Source organism: Streptomyces niphimycinicus (genome assembly GCF_018883605.1).
GTDB lineage: Bacteria > Actinomycetota > Actinomycetes > Streptomycetales > Streptomycetaceae > Streptomyces > Streptomyces niphimycinicus.
The window spans coordinates 1-16,963 of sequence record NZ_JAHLEM010000451.1; the positions used below are offsets into that span (position 1 = coordinate 1).

General features: G+C 71.7%; 18 protein-coding genes and 1 pseudogene. 8 read left to right on the top strand and 11 right to left on the bottom strand.

Annotated elements, in window-relative coordinates; genetic code table 11:
* Positions 1-753 (top strand): hypothetical protein (locus tag KN815_RS32205; protein ID WP_216345391.1); only part of this gene is annotated, 753 nt, incomplete at its 5' end.
* Between the two features lie 322 nt (positions 754-1,075).
* Positions 1,076-1,708: a TIGR03085 family metal-binding protein gene (locus KN815_RS32210; RefSeq protein ID WP_216345392.1), complete on the top strand. Its 633-nt coding sequence runs from the start codon at positions 1,076-1,078 to the stop codon at positions 1,706-1,708.
* Between the two features lie 98 nt (positions 1,709-1,806).
* Here the strand turns inward: KN815_RS32210 and KN815_RS32215 are convergent, their stop codons facing one another.
* The 3 genes from KN815_RS32215 to KN815_RS32225 all read right to left on the bottom strand — a co-directional run bounded on the left by KN815_RS32215 (position 1,807) and on the right by KN815_RS32225 (position 4,251).
* Positions 1,807-2,637, bottom strand: a complete 831-nt coding sequence (locus KN815_RS32215; protein ID WP_216345393.1) for an endo alpha-1,4 polygalactosaminidase — start codon at positions 2,635-2,637, stop codon at positions 1,807-1,809.
* A 279-nt stretch (positions 2,638-2,916) separates the two neighbouring features.
* A complete protein-coding gene (locus tag KN815_RS32220; RefSeq protein WP_216345394.1) occupies positions 2,917-3,660 on the bottom strand; it encodes an SDR family oxidoreductase in 744 nt (247 codons plus the stop codon).
* Positions 3,661-3,888: 228 nt separating this feature from the next.
* A complete protein-coding gene (locus KN815_RS32225; protein ID WP_216345395.1) occupies positions 3,889-4,251 on the bottom strand; it encodes an ATP-binding protein in 363 nt (120 codons plus the stop codon).
* Positions 4,252-4,402: 151 nt separating this feature from the next.
* On the opposite strand from KN815_RS32225, the pseudogene KN815_RS32230 reads away from it, so the two are divergent.
* The 3 genes and pseudogenes from KN815_RS32230 to KN815_RS32240 all read left to right on the top strand — a co-directional run.
* Positions 4,403-4,645 (top strand): annotated as a pseudogene (locus KN815_RS32230) (UTRA domain-containing protein); the annotation flags it as partial.
* A gap of 256 nt (positions 4,646-4,901) precedes the next feature.
* On the top strand, positions 4,902-5,543 hold the full coding sequence (locus tag KN815_RS32235; RefSeq protein WP_216345397.1) for an RNA polymerase sigma factor: 642 nt from the start codon (positions 4,902-4,904) through the stop codon (positions 5,541-5,543).
* A complete protein-coding gene (locus KN815_RS32240) occupies positions 5,540-6,589 on the top strand; it encodes a CU044_5270 family protein (RefSeq protein WP_216345398.1) in 1,050 nt (349 codons plus the stop codon). The genes KN815_RS32235 and KN815_RS32240 overlap by 4 nt, the downstream gene beginning before the upstream one ends.
* A 72-nt stretch (positions 6,590-6,661) precedes the next feature.
* Here the strand turns inward: KN815_RS32240 and hisF are convergent, their stop codons facing one another.
* The 8 genes from hisF to hisD form a co-directional block, all read right to left on the bottom strand.
* Positions 6,662-7,432, bottom strand: a complete 771-nt coding sequence (gene hisF / locus KN815_RS32245) for an imidazole glycerol phosphate synthase subunit HisF (protein ID WP_216345399.1) — start codon at positions 7,430-7,432, stop codon at positions 6,662-6,664.
* The gene (locus KN815_RS32250) at positions 7,429-7,839 is read right to left on the bottom strand and encodes a RidA family protein (protein WP_216345400.1); all 411 of its coding nucleotides are present in this window, start codon (positions 7,837-7,839) and stop codon (positions 7,429-7,431) included. Before KN815_RS32250 ends, hisF begins: the two co-directional genes overlap by 4 nt.
* The gene (gene priA, locus KN815_RS32255; protein ID WP_014059971.1) at positions 7,836-8,567 is read right to left on the bottom strand and encodes a bifunctional 1-(5-phosphoribosyl)-5-((5-phosphoribosylamino)methylideneamino)imidazole-4-carboxamide isomerase/phosphoribosylanthranilate isomerase PriA; all 732 of its coding nucleotides are present in this window, start codon (positions 8,565-8,567) and stop codon (positions 7,836-7,838) included. The genes KN815_RS32250 and priA overlap by 4 nt, the downstream gene beginning before the upstream one ends.
* 77 nt (positions 8,568-8,644) lie before the next feature.
* On the bottom strand, positions 8,645-9,310 hold the full coding sequence (gene hisH, locus KN815_RS32260) for an imidazole glycerol phosphate synthase subunit HisH (protein ID WP_216345401.1): 666 nt from the start codon (positions 9,308-9,310) through the stop codon (positions 8,645-8,647).
* Positions 9,301-9,465, bottom strand: a complete 165-nt coding sequence (locus tag KN815_RS32265; RefSeq protein ID WP_162952980.1) for a CG2302 family histidine operon protein — start codon at positions 9,463-9,465, stop codon at positions 9,301-9,303. Before KN815_RS32265 ends, hisH begins: the two co-directional genes overlap by 10 nt.
* A gap of 797 nt (positions 9,466-10,262) precedes the next feature.
* Positions 10,263-10,856 (bottom strand): imidazoleglycerol-phosphate dehydratase HisB, encoded by a 594-nt coding sequence (hisB, locus tag KN815_RS32270; protein WP_216345402.1) that lies wholly within the window; start codon positions 10,854-10,856, stop codon positions 10,263-10,265.
* The gene (locus KN815_RS32275) at positions 10,853-11,971 is read right to left on the bottom strand and encodes a histidinol-phosphate transaminase (RefSeq protein WP_216345403.1); all 1,119 of its coding nucleotides are present in this window, start codon (positions 11,969-11,971) and stop codon (positions 10,853-10,855) included. Before KN815_RS32275 ends, hisB begins: the two co-directional genes overlap by 4 nt.
* On the bottom strand, positions 11,968-13,293 hold the full coding sequence (gene hisD / locus KN815_RS32280) for a histidinol dehydrogenase (protein WP_216345404.1): 1,326 nt from the start codon (positions 13,291-13,293) through the stop codon (positions 11,968-11,970). Before hisD ends, KN815_RS32275 begins: the two co-directional genes overlap by 4 nt.
* Positions 13,294-13,449: 156 nt before the next feature.
* On the opposite strand from hisD, the gene KN815_RS32285 reads away from it, so the two are divergent.
* The 3 genes from KN815_RS32285 (at position 13,450) to ybaK (ending at position 16,395) form a co-directional block, all read left to right on the top strand.
* Positions 13,450-15,045, top strand: coding sequence for an oxidoreductase (locus KN815_RS32285; protein ID WP_216345405.1), 1,596 nt, complete (start codon positions 13,450-13,452; stop codon positions 15,043-15,045).
* Between the two features lie 100 nt (positions 15,046-15,145).
* Positions 15,146-15,886, top strand: a complete 741-nt coding sequence (locus KN815_RS32290; protein ID WP_093461062.1) for an LON peptidase substrate-binding domain-containing protein — start codon at positions 15,146-15,148, stop codon at positions 15,884-15,886.
* A gap of 11 nt (positions 15,887-15,897) precedes the next feature.
* Positions 15,898-16,395, top strand: coding sequence for a Cys-tRNA(Pro) deacylase (gene ybaK, locus KN815_RS32295; protein ID WP_216345406.1), 498 nt, complete (start codon positions 15,898-15,900; stop codon positions 16,393-16,395).
* The last annotated feature ends 568 nt before the right edge of the window (positions 16,396-16,963 follow it).

Consider the following 16,963-nt stretch of genomic DNA (forward strand, 5'->3'; position numbering starts at 1 on the left):
GGGCCGCCCCCGGGCGCGCTGCCGCCGGGGGCCATACCCCCGGGTGCGCTGCCGCCGCCTCCCCCGCCGGCCGGCCCCGGGGGTTCCAAGGTCACGGCGATCGTCATCGCGGCGGTGGTGGCCGTGGCGGTGGTCGTCGGCGCGATCGTCATCGGGACGAAGGACGACGGGGACAAGAAGACGTCGGCCGACGCCAGCCCGTCCGCCTCCGCCTCGGACCGCCCCCTCTCCTCGCCCTCGGACGGCGGGGCGTCCGAGGGCCCGCCGGGCTCGGAGGACCCCGGTCAGGGCGCGCCGCTGGGCGGCGGAAACGATGCCCCCGACGCGGATCCGGACGCCTCGGATTCACCGGCCCCGGACGCGTCGGAGTCCGGCGAGCCCGGTGACAAGGTGCCGTATGTGGTGCTCGACCCCGGCCAGTGCTTCGACCACCCGGCGATGGACAGCAGCGTCACCAAGGTCGAGAAGCGGTCCTGCCACGGCCCGCACGACGGCGAGGTGATCGCCAACGAGAAGCTGAGCGGCGACTTCTCCTCCGAGAAGGCGATCCAGACCAAGGCGCTGTCGCTGTGCGGGACGGACGCCAAGAAGCGGCTCAAGACCATCCCCAACGACGGCCGGATGTATTACTACTACGCGCTGTACCCCGCGCTGGGCACCTACTCCATCCAGGGCGAGGACCAGGTCTCCTGCGCGCTCACGCTGAGCGCCGCACGCGACGGCAAGAAGCTGAGCAAGCCCCTGCCGGGGTAGGGACTGTCCGGCCGGGGCTTGGCGCCTGCGGCGGGCCACGCGGCGGAGCCGCATATCGATGCTTCCCCCCTCCCCGCCCCTTCCCGCACAGCGTCGATGTGCGGCTCCGCCGCGTGGGGGCTCCGCCCCAGACCCTGCTCCTCAAGCGCCGGAGGGGCTGGAAGGCGGGGCTCCGCCCCAGCCCCCCGGGGTCCAGGTGCAAAGCCCCTGCCACGCGGCGGACACCGTCGGACACCCCGTAGGCCCGGGCGGAGCCGCCTCGCCGGGGCGCGCGGCGGCGCTTCTCATGGCAGCGGGCGGGCCCCGGTCGTAGGGTGGACGTATGTCCACTCACGCGAAGCGCGAACGCCTGCTCCTCGCCGACCTCTTGGACGGTGCGGGCCCCGGGGCCCCGACGCTGTGCGAGGGCTGGAACACCCGCGATCTGGCGGCCCATCTGGTGGTCCGTGAGCGCCGCCCCGACGCGGCCGCCGGGGTGCTGGTCAAGCCGCTGGCCGCGCGGCTGGCCCGGGTGCAGGAGGAGTTCGCGGCGAAGCCGTACGAGGAGCTGCTCCAGTTGTTCCGCACCGGTCCGCCGCGGATGTCGCCGTTCGCGCTGAAGCAGGTGGACGAGGCGGCCAACAGCTTCGAGTTCTACGTCCACGCCGAGGATGTGCGCCGCGCCCGCCCGGAGTGGACACCGCGCGAGCTGGACCCGGTCTTCGCCGACACGCTGTGGTCCCGTATCGAGCGCGGCGCCCGGATCTTCGGCCGCCGCTCCCCCGTCGGCCTGGTGCTGCGGCGTCCGGACGGCCGTACGGCGGTGGCCCGACGCGGCGCCCCGGTCGCCACGGTCACCGGCGAACCGGGCGAGCTGGCGCTCTTCCTCAGCGGCCGCCAGGAGGCCGCCCGGGTCGAGCTGGCGGGCGACAAGGAGGCCGTGGCCGCGGCGCGTGAGGCCAAGCTGGGCGTCTGAGCCCGTGGCGCATCCCCGCTGAGCCCGTGGCGCATCCCCGCTGAGCCCCTGGCGCGTCCCCGCCGCCCGGCGCGCGGCGGGGATCGCCGGAGGAATCCCTAACAGGTCTCGCGGACGTAGTCCGCACCGTCGTCGGTCGAGACGTCCTCGTCCCGCAGGACGATGCTGAGCCGGTCGCCCCAGCCCTCGCACGCCTTGGTGAAGCCCTCCTCGCCGTACTCGACCACCACGACATGGTCGTCGTAAGCCTTGGCGAACTCACCGCACTCGTCGTACTGGCCACACTCCTCGACCACCGCGAAGTCCAGCCCGGCCGCCTTACGGTCGGAGAGCAGCTCCGCGGTGTTCTTCTGCCCGATGGCCAGCCCCTGGGCGTGCGCGTGCTCCGACAGCAGGGCCATGAACTTCTTGGCGTGAGAGGTGGTCAGCAGCTTCTTGGAGCGCTCGAAGCTGTCGTAGTTGTCGGGCTCGATAGCGTCGAAGCCCTTGTCGGCGCAGCCGTCGATCCAGCCGTTGACCTTGGCCGCCACGCGCTCGCGCTTCTTGGCGGTGCTGATGTCGAGCAGCGGTTCCTTCCAGTGGGTGTCGATGACGAGATCGCCGTCGCGGTCCCGCAGCAGCAGGTCGTCGGGCCACCGGTCGCGCTCGCCCGGCTGGACCTGGAAGGCGTTGACGTAGCAGATGTTGTACAGCCCGTCCGCCGGGGAGTCCGAGCGGTCGCGGCTGACGATGTCGACGCCCTTCGGCGGGGTGTACTCCCCGCCGATCTGGTAGTCGAAGCCGCCGTGGACGGGTGGCAGCGCCACTTCGGACGCGCTGGCCCCCGAGGACATGGACACGGCGACGACGGCGGCCGCGGCGGCCGCCGCCGTCGCCACCGACGCGAGGATCCAGCGGCGGCGAAGGCGGGCGGCATGGCTGGCTGGCATGAAAGCTCCAACACTCGCGGGTAACGGCCCCGCCTCGGATGGCATCCGCCGTCCTGGCGACTGTGTCCGGGCTCGGGACCGGAACCGGACCCCCTACCGGCTGGGCGTACCTCTTGGGCGGCACGGGGGCGGTACACCCGTGCGGCTGTTGTGATCAAAGCGGCCTCCGGCTGCGGCGTCAAGTCGACAGCCCCCCGGGACCGGATCGCTGCCCCGGCCGTCATCCGACCACCACGACGCCCTCCCCCCGCCCGCCAGTTCGCACCCGTACCCGGCCCCCTACTGGGCGCTCGCGGCCGGACGCACCACGATCTCGTTGACGTCGACCTCGGCCGACTGGCTGATGGCGTACGCGATGGCGTCGGCGATCGCGGAGGCGGGCAGGGCCACCGAGCGGTAGCTCTTCATGGCCTCCCGGGCGGCCGGATCGGAGATGGAGTCGGCGAGTTCGGACTCGGTCACACCCGGGGAGACCAGGCTCACCCGGATGTCACCGGCCGATTCCTGGCGCAGCCCCTCCGAGATGGCGCGTACGGCGAACTTGGTGGCGCAGTACACCGCTGCGGTGGGCGACACCTCGTACGCCCCGACCGAGGCGATGTTCACGACATGCCCACCGCCCTGCTCCTTCATCACCGGCAGCGCCGCGGCGATGCCGTACAGCACACCGCGCACATTCACATCGAGCATCCGGTCCCACTCGTCGACCTTCAGCGCCTCGAGCGGCGACAGGGGCATCACCCCGGCGTTGTTGACCATCACATCCACCCGCCCGAACCGCTCCCGGGCACCCGCCACGAAGTCCCGCATGTCCCCGGCCGCGGTGACGTCCAGCCCCTGATACGCCGCGCTGCCGCCCTCGGCGGTGATCCGCCCGGCCAGCTCCTCCAGCCGCTCGGTCCGCCGCGCCCCCAAATACACCCGGTGCCCCTCGGCGGCGAGCCGACGCGCGGTCGCCTCACCGATCCCACTGCTGGCCCCGGTGATGAGCACGACCTTGCCCGTCTCGGTGATGGCGTTCATGGCGTATCCCTCTCGCTCCTGATCCCGTTTCTGTCCTGCCCCACCGAGTCTGGGCAGGTCAGCGGGGCTGTACCAGGACGCGCTTCTCCTGGGTGCGCCGCACCCCGCCAGCGCGCCGACGCTGCCGTGCGGCCTGCGGAGTTCCGCTCGATCTCACGCCTGATCTCTTCGAGACGGGCCGTCGGTACGGCTGGAGCGACGAGTTCCGAGCGCAGGTCCATGGCCGCGTTATGCGCGGCCAGTTTCCGGGTCCTGGCTGCTGCTGCCGACGAACATCTTGTGCATCAGGAAGCCGACGACCGTGCCGCTGTAGGGGCTCGGCCCCGACCACCATTCATCGGCAAGCTCATTCACGATCCATAACCCCCGCCCATGCGCGTCGCGCGCGGCGGGCCGACGAAGCCGCACCCGCGCCGGGAATCCGGGGTTGTGCACCTCGACCCGCAGCGATGCGCCCGCCCGATACCACTCCATACGGACCCGCCACAGCCCGTCAGACTCTCCGTACACGATCGCGTTCGTGACCAGCTCGGAGATCAACAGCAGGCAGTCGTCGGTCGAACGCGCCAGCTTTTCTTTCGCGATGAACATGCGAAACCACCGGCGGGCCCGCGACACCGACTCGTGTACCGGGCACAGGACCAGCCTCCCGAGTGGCTCCCGCTCAGATTCGTCGGATTGCTCAAACAAGCGAGCGGACACCTAGGGTGTCTCTAGAGAAGATCGGAGGGTGGTCGGTCACAGCGGCGTCGGCGGCGTCTACGCGCGGCTCTCCGAGCTCGGCCATGCGCCCGCCCGCTTCCGCGAGGAGATCCGGTCGCGCATGCCCTCCGCGACCGAGGCCCAGGACCTGCGGCTCCCCACCGGAACGCCCGTATTCCTCGTGTGCCGCACGGCTTTCACCGAGGACGGGACAGCCGTTGAGGTCAATGAGATGGTGCTCGACGCGGGGTCGTACATCCTCGAATACGAGTTTGACGCCTGAGCATAGAGGGCTCCTGCGCCGCGGGCGGCCATCGCGGATACCAACTGCTCCCCTCCCCTCCCCACCCCTTCCCGCACAGCGTCGATATGCGGCTCCGCCGCGTGGGGGCTCCGCCCCAGACCCCGAGGTCCAGGCCCAGGGGCGAAGCCCCTGCCACGCGCCGGACACCCCGTAAGCGCCCGCACCCCATGTGTGGCACAGGTCACGGGAACCACCTCCGCCGTGCGGAGAGGCACGGGTGTGAGGTGTGAACAACATGAGTGATGGCCTGCGAGCGCGGGTACGGGCGGGTGACCGCGAGGCGTTCGCAGAGCTCTATGCGGAGTACGCGCGCGCGGTCTACAACCATGCCTACCGGCTGACCGGCAACTGGTCGGTGGCCGAGGAGGTGTTGGGGGACACGTTCCTCGCCGCCTGGCGTACCCGGGAGCAACTGGAGCCGGGCGACGGCACGCTGAAACCGTGGCTGCTGGGCGTGGCGACGAACAAGGCCCGCAACGCCAACCGCGGCATCGGCAGACGCCTGGCCTTCCTGGCCCGCCGCCCGGCCCCCGCCCCGGTGGCGGACTTCGCCGACGAGACCGCCGGGCGGATCGACGACGCCCGCCGGCTGGCCGCCGTGCGCACGGTCTACGGCCGGCTGCGGCGCGGCGAGCAGGAGGTGCTGGCGCTGTGCGTATGGTCCGGGCTGGACTACGCGCAGGCCGCCCAGGCGCTGGGGATTCCGGTGGGCACCGTGCGCTCGCGGCTGTCCCGGGCCCGCGCCCGGCTGCGCAAGCTCGCCGAGCAGCGGCTCGCGGAGGAAAGGACGGAACCGCCACCCCGTCGCGGAGAGGTACAGCGTGAGGCCGCGTTCGCGGCCCTGCCCTATCAGGAGTTTCAGGAGGAACCCCGATGAACGCCGCCGGCTCCGGGCCCGACCGGGCCGAGCACCAGGAAGCGGAGCACGAGGAAGCGGAGCGCGAGGAACTGGCCCGGCTGCTTCCCGCCCCGGCCGAGCGGGACGTTCCTTCCGAGCCCTACCTCCACCACAAGGACCGTTTGATGCAGCTCATCGATGACGACCAGAACCGCACCACCGCCACCGCCCGGAAGGCCCGGCAGCGGCTGCTGCGCCCCGCGCTGGTGATGCCCGCCGCGGCCCTGGCGCTGGCCGGGGCGCTGGCCGTCACCTTCACCGGGGGCGGAGGGTCCGGCGACAGCGCCGCCCAGCCCCGCGAGACCGCCACCGTCCTGCTCGACCGGATCGCCGGGACCGCGGCGAAGTCGGACGTCCAGCCGGTGCGCCAGGATCAGTTCGTCTACGTCAAGAGCGTCGGGGCCGGGGCCGAGATGAAGGAGAACGGCGCCTCCGAGCTGGAGCCGCGGGCCCAGCGCGAGGTCTGGAAGTCGCAGCAGGTGAAGCGGATCACCAAGACCGGCGAGATACACGATGACGGGGGCTATTCCCCGATGTACGAACTGGGAGGGTCTACGGCGGGCATCGACCGCCCCACGTACCAGTGGCTGGCGTCCCTGCCGACCGACCCGGACGTCCTGCTCAAGGAGCTGTACCGGATGACCGAGGCAGAGGACGGCCAGGAGAAGGCGCAGGCCGTCTTCGACCAGATCGGTCGGTTGCTGGGCGATGTGATGCCGCCGGAGAACGCCGCCGCGCTGTACAAGGCCGCCGCGAGGATCCCCGGGGTGACGCGGCAGGAGGAGGCGGTGGACGCGGCGGGCCGCCACGGGTTCGCCATCGCCCGCGTCGACAAGCGGACGTGGGTCGCGAACGAGTGGATCTTCGACCGGGACAGCCTCGCCTACCTCGGTGACCGCGAATACCGGACGAAGGACTTCGCGGCGGGCGAGAAGGGCGATGTCCTGGCGGAGTACGCCATTCTGAAGCACGGGATCGTCGACCACTACCGCCAGCGGCCGCAGGGCGACGGCATCACCAAGTGACGCCCGTGACGTCCTGAAAGCCGACGCGGCGGGGGTCACCATACGGTGGCCCCCGCCGCAGGCGTGGATCCCTCAGCGGACCGGGTGGCCCGCCCCCCGCAGCGCGTCCTTCACCTGGCCGATCCGCAGATCGCCGAAGTGGAAGACGGACGCCGCCAGCACCGCGTCGGCACCCGCGGCCACCGCCGGCGCGAAGTCGGCCAGCTTGCCCGCGCCGCCGCTGGCGATGACCGGGATGGTCACCTGCTTGCGGACGGCCTCGATCATGGCCGTGTCATAGCCGTCCTTGGTGCCGTCCGCGTCCATGGAGTTCAGCAGGATCTCCCCCGCGCCCAGCTCCGCCGCGCGGTGGGCCCATTCGACGGCGTCGATGCCGGTGCCGCGGCGGCCGCCGTGGGTGGTGACCTCGTAGCCGGAGGAGGTCACCGTCCCTTCGGGGCAGCGGCGGGCGTCGACCGAGAGGACGAGCACCTGGCTGCCGAAGCGCTGGGAGATCTCGCGGATGAGCTCGGGGCGGGCGATGGCGGCGGTGTTGACGCCGACCTTGTCCGCCCCGGCGCGCAGCAGCTTGTTCACGTCCTCCGGGGTGCGGACGCCGCCGCCGACCGTCAGCGGGATGAAGACCTGCTCGGCGGTGCGGCGGACCACGTCGTAGGTGGTCTCGCGGTCGCCGGAGGAGGCGGTGATGTCGAGGAAGGTCAGCTCGTCCGCGCCCTCCTCGCCGTAGACCTTGGCCATCTCGACCGGGTCGCCCGCGTCGCGCAGATTCTGGAAGTTGACGCCCTTGACGACCCGGCCGTTGTCCACGTCCAGGCAGGGGATGACTCGGACCGCCAGGGTCATGACTGTCGTGCTCCTCGGAATGCTTCCAGTTCGACTTCCACCAGGACGCGCGAGTCGACGAAACCGGACACCACGACCAGCGTCGCGGCGGGGCGTACGGCGTCGAAGAGCTGCTTGTGGGCGCGGCCCACTTCGTCCACGTCGCGGGCGTGGGTGAGGTACATACGGGTGCGGACCACCGATTCGACGCCCAGGTCGAACTTCTTCAGCGCGTCCAGCGCATGGCGGAAGGCGGCGAGCGTCTGCTCGTACGGATCCCCCTCGCCCTCCAGTACGCCGCGCTCCGCCAGCGGCATCGTCCCGGCGACGAGCACCAGGTCACCGGCCTCGACGGCCCGGGCGAACCCGATGGTCTCCTCCCAGGGGCTGCCGGTCTGGACCCGCCGCGCGGACTCGGGTGAGGTCATACGGATACCGCCTCCAACGCCTCTTCCAAGGTGAACGCCTTGGCGTAGAGTGCCTTGCCCACGATGGCGCCCTCGACACCTTCCGGTACCAGAGTCGCAAGGGCACGCAGGTCGTCGAGCGAGGAAACGCCGCCGGAGGCGACGACGGGCTTTTCGGTCGCGGCGCAGACATTGCGCAGCAGCTCCAGGTTGGGGCCCTGGAGGGTACCGTCCTTGGCGATGTCGGTGACCACGTAGCGGGAGCAGCCCTCGGAGTCGAGGCGGGCCAGCGTCTCGTACAGATCGCCGCCGTCCCGGGTCCAGCCGCGGCCGCGCAGTGTGGTGCCGCGCACATCGAGGCCCACCGCGATCAGGTCGCCGTGCTCGGCGATGACCTTGGCGACCCATTCCGGGGACTCCAGGGCGGCCGTGCCGAGGTTCACCCGGGCGCAGCCGGTGGCCAGGGCGGCGGACAGCGAGGCGTCGTCGCGGATGCCGCCGGACAGCTCGACCCTGAGGTCCATGGCGCGGGCCACCTCGGCGATCTGCTCGCGGTTGTCCCCGGTGCCGAAGGCGGCGTCGAGGTCCACCAGGTGCAGCCATTCGGCACCCGCCCGCTGCCAGGCCAGGGCGGCCTCCATCGGGTCGCCGTACGACGTCTCGGAGCCGGACTCGCCATGGACGAGGCGGACGGCCTGGCCGTCGCGGACATCGACGGCGGGGAGGAGTTCGAGGCGGTTCGAGCGCATGCGGACAACCTTCGGTGAGAGCGTGCGGGCGGTGCGGGTGGTGCGGGCAAGTGCGGACCGGGACCGGCGCGGACCGGTCAGAGGATGTCGAGCCAGTTGCGGAGCAGCCGCGCTCCGGCGTCGCCCGACTTCTCGGGGTGGAACTGGGTGGCCCACAGCGGGCCGTTCTCCACGGCGGCGACGAACGGCTCGCCATGGGTGGCCCAGGTGACCTTGGGGGAGTGCATATGGGGGTTGGTGACCTCGAGCTCCCAGGTGCGGACCGCGTAGGAGTGGACGAAGTAGTACCGCTCGTCCTCGTCCAGGCCGGCGAAAAGCTGTGAGTCCCCGGGCGCCTTGACCGTGTTCCAGCCCATGTGCGGGACGACGGGGGCGCGCAGCGGCTCGACCGTGCCGGGCCATTCGTCCAGGCCCTCGGCTTCGACGCCGTGCTCGATACCGCGCCCGAAGAGGATCTGCATACCGACGCAGATGCCCATGACCGGACGGCCGCCGGACAGCCGCCGCCCCACGATCCAGTCGCCGCGCGCCTCACGCAGCCCGTTCATGCAGGCGGCGAAGGCGCCGACACCGGGGACGAGGAGGCCGTCGGCGGCCATGGCCTTGTCGTAGTCACGGGTGATCTCGACCTGCGCGCCGACATGGGCGAGGGCCCGCTCGGCGGAGCGTACGTTGCCGAATCCGTAGTCGAAGACGACGACGTTCTTCGCGGTCGTGCTGTTCGTCAGGTCACTCAATTCCATACCTCAAGCCGCAGGATCCCGGCGAGCAGCGCCATCGTGGCACCGATCCCGAGCAGCGTGACGATGCTCTTGGAGATGCCCTGCTTGACGAAGGAGATGACCCCGCCGAGCAGAAACAGCCCCACGAGGATGAACACGGTCGACAAGCCGTTCACAGGGCCACCTCGTTCGCTTCTCCGCCCGCGCGGCGAAAACGCGGGTCGAATATCATCCGCGGCCCGGCGGCCGCGCGTGCGACGCTCACAGGGCCACCTCGTTCGCTTCTCCGCCCGCGCGGCGAAAACGCGGGTCGAATATCATCCGCGGCCCGGCGGCCGCGCGTGCGACGCTCACAGGGCCACCTCGTTCGCTTCTCCGCCCGCGCGGCGAAAACGCGGGTCGAATATCATCCGCGGCCCGGCGGCCGCGCGTGCGACGCTCACAGGGCCACCTCGTTCGCTTCTCCGCCCGCGCGGCGAAAACGCGGGTCGAATATCATCCGCGGCCCGGCGGCCGCGCGTGCGACGCTCACAGGGCCACCTCGTTCGCTTCTCCGCCCGCGCGGCGAAAACGCGGGTCGAATATCATCCGCGGCCCGGCGGCCGCGCGTGCGACGCTCACAGGGCCACCTCGTTCGCTTCTCCGCCCGCGCGGCGAAAACGCGGGTCGAATATCATCCGCGGCCCGGCGGCCGCGCGTGCGACGCTCACAGGGCCACCTCGTTCGCTTCTCCGCCCGCGCGGCGAAAACGCGGGTCGAATATCATCCGCGGCCCGGCGGCCGCGCGTGCGACGCTCACAGGGCCACCTCGTTCGCTTCTCCGCCCGCGCGGCGAAAACGCGGGTCGAATATCATCCGCGGCCCGGCGGCCGCGCGTGCGACGCTCACAGGGCCACCTCGTTCGCTTCTCCGCCCGCGCGGCGAAAACGCGGGTCGAATATCATCCGCGGCCCGGCGGCCGCGCGTGCGACGCTCACAGGGCCCCCTTCGTGGAGGGGAGGATCCCGGCGGCGCGGGGGTCGCGCTCGCTGGCGTAGCGCAGGGCCCGCGCCAGGGCCTTGAACTGGCACTCCACGATGTGGTGCGCGTTGCGCCCGTACGGGACGTGGACATGCAGGGCGATCTGCGCCTGAGCCACGAAGGACTCCAGGATGTGCCGGGTCATCGTGGTGTCGTAGGCGCCGATCATCGGCGCGATGTTCTCCGGCTCGGTGTGCACCAGGTACGGGCGGCCGGAGAGGTCGACCGTCACCTGGGCCAGCGACTCGTCCAGCGGCACCGTGCAGTTGCCGAACCGGTAGATGCCCACCTTGTCGCCGAGCGCCTGCTTGAAGGCGGCGCCGAGCGCGAGGGCGGTGTCCTCGATGGTGTGGTGGGTGTCGATGTGCAGGTCGCCCTCGGTCTTGACGGTGAGGTCGAAGAGGCCGTGGCGGCCGAGCTGGTCGAGCATGTGGTCGTAGAAGCCGACACCTGTCGACACATCGACCTGGCCGGTGCCGTCGAGATCGATCTCGACGACGACCGAGGTCTCCTTGGTCGTGCGCTCCACACGTCCCACGCGGGTCATGCGCTCTTCTCCTTCATCAGCTCGCGTACCGCGTCGAGGAACGCGTCGTTCTCGGCCGGGGTGCCCGCGGTGACCCGCAGCCGGCCCGGTACGCCGTTGTCACGGACCAGGACGCCCCGGTCCAGCAGGCCCTGCCACGCCGCGTGGGCGTCCTCGAAGCGGCCGAACTGGACGAAGTTGGCGTCGGAGTCGGTCACCTCGCAGCCCAGCGTGCGCAGCTCGCTCACCAGCCGGTCGCGCTCGGCCTTCAGCGCCTCGACGTACCCCAGCAGCGTATCGGTGTGCTCCAGGGCGGCCAGCGCGGTGGCCTGGGTGACGGCGGACAGGTGGTACGGCAGCCGGACGAGCTGGACGGCGTCGACGACCGCCGGATCGGCGGCGAGATAGCCGAGCCGCAGCCCGGCCGCGCCGAACGCCTTGGACATGGTGCGCGAGAGCACCAGCCGTGGCCGCCCCTCGATCAGCGGCAGCAGCGAGGGGCGGTGGCTGAACTCCCCGTACGCCTCGTCCACGACGACGAGCGCCCCTGCGGCGTCCGCCCTGGCTCTCTGTGCCGCCTCGTAGAGCGCCAGCACCGTCTCGGCCGCGACGGCCGTCCCCGTCGGATTGTTCGGCGAGGTGATGAAGACGACATCGGGGCGGTGCTCGGCGATGGCCTTACGGGCGGCATCGACATCGATGGTGAAATCGGCGTTCCGGGGACCGGAAATCCAGCCGGTGCCGGTGCCGCGCGAGATCAGCGCGTGCATCGAGTACGAGGGCTCGAAGCCGATCGCGGTGCGCCCCGGCCCGCCGAAGGTCTGAAGCAACTGCTGGAGCACCTCGTTGGACCCGTTGGCCGCCCAGACCTGGGCGACGCCGACTTCGAGACCGGCCGTACGGCTCAGGTAGCGGGCCAGCTCGGTACGGAGCTCGACCGCGTCCCGGTCCGGGTAGCGGTTGAGGTTCCGGGCCGCCTCGGTGACCCGCTCGGCGATGCGGGCGACCAGCGGCTCGGGCAGCGGATAGGGGTTCTCGTTGGTGTTCAGCCGTACGGGCACCTCGAGCTGCGGGGCGCCGTACGGGGATTTACCACGGAGCTCGTCCCGGATCGGGAGATCGTCAATGCCGGTCACTTGCTCGGTGGCACCTTCCAGTCGAACCTTGCCTTCACCGCGGCGCCGTGGGCGGGCAGATCCTCCGCCTCGGCCAGCGTCACCACATGTCCGGCGATCTCGGCCAGCGCGTCCCGGCTGTAGTCCACCACATGGATGCCGCGCAGGAACGACTGCACGGACAGCCCCGAGGAGTGGCAGGCGCAGCCGCCGGTGGGCAGCACATGGTTGGAGCCCGCCGCATAGTCGCCGAGCGACACCGGCGAGAAGGCCCCGACGAAGACCGCCCCGGCGTTGCGCACCCGGGCCGCGACGGCCGCCGCGTCCTCGGTCTGGATCTCCAGATGCTCGGCCGCGTACGCGTCCACCACGGCCAGGCCCTGCTCGAGGCCGTCGACCAGCACGATGCCGGACTGCCGCCCGGACAGCGCCGGACGGATCCGGTCCTCGACATGCTTGGTGGCCCCGAGCTGGACGTCCAGCTCCTTCTCGACCGCCGCGGCCAGCTCCTCGGAGTCGGTGACCAGCACGGAGGCGGCCAGCGGGTCGTGCTCGGCCTGGCTGATCAGGTCGGCGGCCACATGCACCGGGTCGGCGGTGGCGTCGGCGAGGATGGCGATCTCGGTCGGCCCGGCCTCGGCGTCGATGCCGATCCGGCCCTTGAGCAGCCGCTTGGCCGCGGCCACGAAGATGTTGCCCGGCCCGGTCACCATCGAGACCGGGCGGCAGTCCTCGGTGCCGTAGGCGAACATGGCGACGGCCTGGGCGCCGCCCGCCGCGTACACCTCGTCCACGCCCAGCAGCGCGCACGCCGCGAGGATCGTGGGGTGCGGCAGCCCGCCGAACTCCGCCTGCGGCGGGGAGGCGACGGCCATCGAGCCGACCCCGGCCTCCTGCGCGGGCACCACGTTCATCACCACGGAGGAGGGGTAGACCGAGCGCCCGCCCGGTACGTACAGCCCGACGCGGTCGACCGGCACCCAGCGCTCGGTGACCGTGCCGCCCGGCACCACCTGGGTGGTGTGGTCGGTGCGCCGCTGGTCGCGGTGGACCAGCCGGGCCCGCCGGACGGACTCCTCCAGGGCGGCACGCACGGCCGGGTCCAGCTCGCTCAGGGCGCGCTCCAGCGCCTGTGCGGGGACCCGCACCCGTTCTATGGCGACGCCGTCGAACCGATGGGCGTAGTCGATCAGCGCAGCGGTACCACGATGGCGCACGTCGTCGCAGATGGGCCGCACCTTCTCCAGGGCGGCCTCGACGTCGAGCTCGGCACGGGGCAGCAGGTCGCGGTCGATCCCGCCTTCCGGGAAGGCGGCACCGCGCAGATCGATACGGGAGATCACGCGATCAATTGTCTCAGACCCGCCACGACGCCCCTCCCCCCGTATCAGTCAGTGATACGGACGCCCTAAGTTGACCCTGACCGTTGGCGTTCAACCGGTTACTCAGCGGGAATGTGCTCCGTACGGGGACACGGAGAATCAGGAGGGGACACGGCTGTGACCGAGCCGCACGATGGCGACCCACCCCCGGGCCTCGACCTGACCACCGCCGAATGGGGCATGTGGCAGGCGTTCCGCAATGGCAGCACCCATGATCTGCGCACCTCGCACCCCCAGCGGAACGACCCCTCCGGCCCGTACGCCTGGGGCCCCGAGCGCAGTGTCCGCGCGCGTGTCGTGGCCCTGCTGCTGCTGGACGGGCCGCCCGCGCAGCCGGGCCGGGTCGCCGCGCTCAAGCTCAACGGGGTGCACATCACCGGCACGCTCGACCTGGCCGGCGGGAACATCGAGCCCTATGTGGAGCTGAAGAACTGCCGCTTCGAGCGGGAGGTGCTGCTCCCCGAGGCGCAGTTCACCACCCTGCGCCTGGTGGGCTGCGCCCTGCCCCGGCTGGAGGCGGCCCGGCTGCGCACCGAGGGCGATCTGCATCTGCCGCGCTGTGTGGTCGAACACGGGATCCGGCTCACCGACGCCCATATCGGCACGGATTTATTGCTCAACCAGCTCATCGTGCGCCGCGACCGCCGGGGCATGTCCATCAGCGCCGACGGGCTGACCGTCGCCCAGGACTTCCAGGCCGACATGATCGAGTCCTATGGCGAGCTGAGCCTGCGCGGGGCGCAGATCGGGGTGTCGCTCAGCCTGCGCGGCAGCCGGCTGCGCAACCCTTACGGCCGCCGCGCGCTCAACGCACCGCAGCTCACCGTGGAGCGCAGCCTCTATCTCACCGCGGGCGGGGTGAGCACCTACTCCAGCGGCTCCACCCCGCCGTACGGCACCGCCTCCACCCCCACCCGGGGCACCCGGATCCAGCGCTTCGAATGCGAGGGCGGGATCCGGCTGGACGACGGGCGGATCGGCGACGCCATCGACTTCGACCAGGCCCGCTTCATCATGGAGAACGACCAGGAGCTTTCGCTGCGCCGGGTCCAGACCCCCGAGCTGCGCTTCCTCGGGGAGCGGCCGCAGCGCGGACGGGTGATCCTCTCCGGCGCCCGGGTGGTCAACCTTGTCGACAAGTCGGTGAGCTGGCCGGGGCCGGGCGGGCTGACCATGGCCGGGTTCAGCTATGAGTGCCTGATTCCGCGCGGCCACTTCCCGCTGGCCCGGCGGCTGGAGTGGGTGGCCGCGGCGACCCCCGAGTACGCGCCCGAGCCGTACGAGATGCTGGCCAACACGATGCGGGCCAGCGGCGAGGACGCCGACGCGCGCGAGGTGCAGCTCGCCAAGCAGCGCCGCCGCCGGGAGACGCTGCCGCTCGCCGGGAAGGTCTGGGGCTATCTCCAGGACTGGACGGTGGCCTACGGGTACCGCCCGGGCCGGGCCGCGGTGTGGATGGCGGTGCTGTGGGCGGTCGGCTCGGTGTTCTTCGCCCACAACCGGCCGGAGGCGCTCAAGCCGGATGAATCCCCGCACTGGAACGCCTCGCTGTACACGCTCGATCTGCTGATCCCGGTGATCGATCTGGGCATGGACGGCTACTGGAAACCGGACGGCGCCGTCCAATGGGCGTCCATCGTCATGATCCTGCTGGGGTGGGTGCTGGCCACCGCGGTCGCCGCCGGTGCGTCCCGGCTGCTGCGGCGCCAGTGACCGGCTGCCGCGGCGCCAGGGACCTACTGCCGCGGCGCCAGGGACCTACTGCTGCGGCGCCAGTGAAAGGAAACGCGCGGGGCCATTAGGCTTACGCCCCGTGACCTCCGCGCGCCTTCCGCTCTTCCCGCTGAACACGGTGCTGTTCCCGGGGCTCGTCATGCCCCTGAACGTCTTCGAGCAGCGGTACCGCTCCCTGATGCGCGATTTGTCGGCGCTCCCCGAGGACGCGCCACGCCGGTTCGGGGTGATCGCGATCCGGGACGGCCATGAGGTCGCCCCGAGCGCGGTCGGCCTCCCGGACTCCGTCACGCGCCCGGACCCCGGCCCCACGGCCGGGTTCGGACCGGATCCCGCCAAGTCCTTCTACGCCGTGGGGTGCGTGGCGGACGCGGCCACCATCCGGGAACAGGAGGACGGCACCTTCGAGGTGCTGGCCACCGGCACCACCCGCTTCGAACTGGTCTCCGTGGACTCCTCCGGCCCCTATCTGACGGCCGAGGTCAAGGAGCTGGAGGAGGAGCAGGGCGAGGGTGCCGGGGCGCTGGCCTCGGGGGTCGTACGGGCCTTCCGCATGTACCAGAAGCGGCTCGCGGGCGCCCGTGAGCGGACCCTGGCGAACGAGCAGGACCTGCCGGGCGAACCGTCGGTGCTCTCCTACCTGGTGGCGGCCGCGGCCGTGCTCGACACGCCCGCGAAGCAGCGGCTGCTACAGGCGCCGGACACGGCGAGCCGGCTGGCCGACGAGCTGAAACTCCTTCGCGCCGAGAGCGCCGTCATCGGTAAGCTCCCGTCGCTCCCGGCCGTCGATCTGACCCGCGGTCCCACCAGCCCCAACTGACGCGGACGAACATGCCCAAGAAGACCAAGAAGACCTCGGCGGGCACCCCCGCCACCACCGCCCTCACCGCGGCGGGCACGGAATTCACCCTGCACTCCTACGAGCACGACCCGGCGGCCCCCTCCTACGGCGAGGAGGCCGCCCAGGCGCTCGGCGTCGAACCGGGCCGGGTCTTCAAAACCCTTGTCGCGAGCGTCGATGACCGCCTTACGGTCGCCATCGTGCCGGTCTCGACCACCCTCGACCTCAAGGCGCTCGCCGCGGCGGTGGGCGGCAAGCGCGCCACGATGGCGGACCCCGCGGCGGCCGAACGCACCACGGGCTATGTCCGGGGCGGAATCTCCCCCCTCGGCCAGCGCAAGCGCCTGCCCACGGCCCTGGACGAGTCGGCCACCGACTACGAGACGATCTGCGTCTCGGCGGGCCGCCGCGGGCTGGAGGTCGAGCTGGCACCGGGGGACCTGGCGTCGCTGACGGAGGCGGTACTGGCACCGATCGCCCGCGTATAGCGCTCCCAGCGCTTTTGCGGTGCCCTGGCGCCCGGCCCGTGTGGCTCGTGCGGAACACCCTGGCGCCCCAGCTTGTGGGGCTTGTGCGGAACACCCTGGCGCCCGTGGCGCCCGGCGCCCTCTCGTACCGCGTGGTGCCCGCTCATGGCACCCGACGCCCGCTCGACATCCGCTCCGGCTCGGGGCGCCCGCCCCCGTGGCCCGACGCCCGCGCGTGGCTCCGTAGCCGCCCAGGCGGCGGCCTGCGGGGGTGTCCGGCGGATCTTTCCCCTACCCGCCCCTTCCCGATACCAGGGGCTCCGCCCCTGGACCCCGGGCTCTGGGGCGGAGCCCCACCCACGCGGCGGAGCCGCGAATCAACGCTGCGGCAAGGGCCGGGAAGGGGAACAGCCCGCCCACCGCCGCCCGATACCAGAAGCCCCGTCCCCGAGACCCGAGCCCCGGGGCCTGGGGACAGGGGCCTGGGGCGGAGCCCCAGTTTCGGGAGGGGGCGGGTAGGGGAACAGCCCGCCGAACCCGGAGTCCGAGGCGGAGCCCCACCACGCGGCGGAGCCGCAAATCGATACCG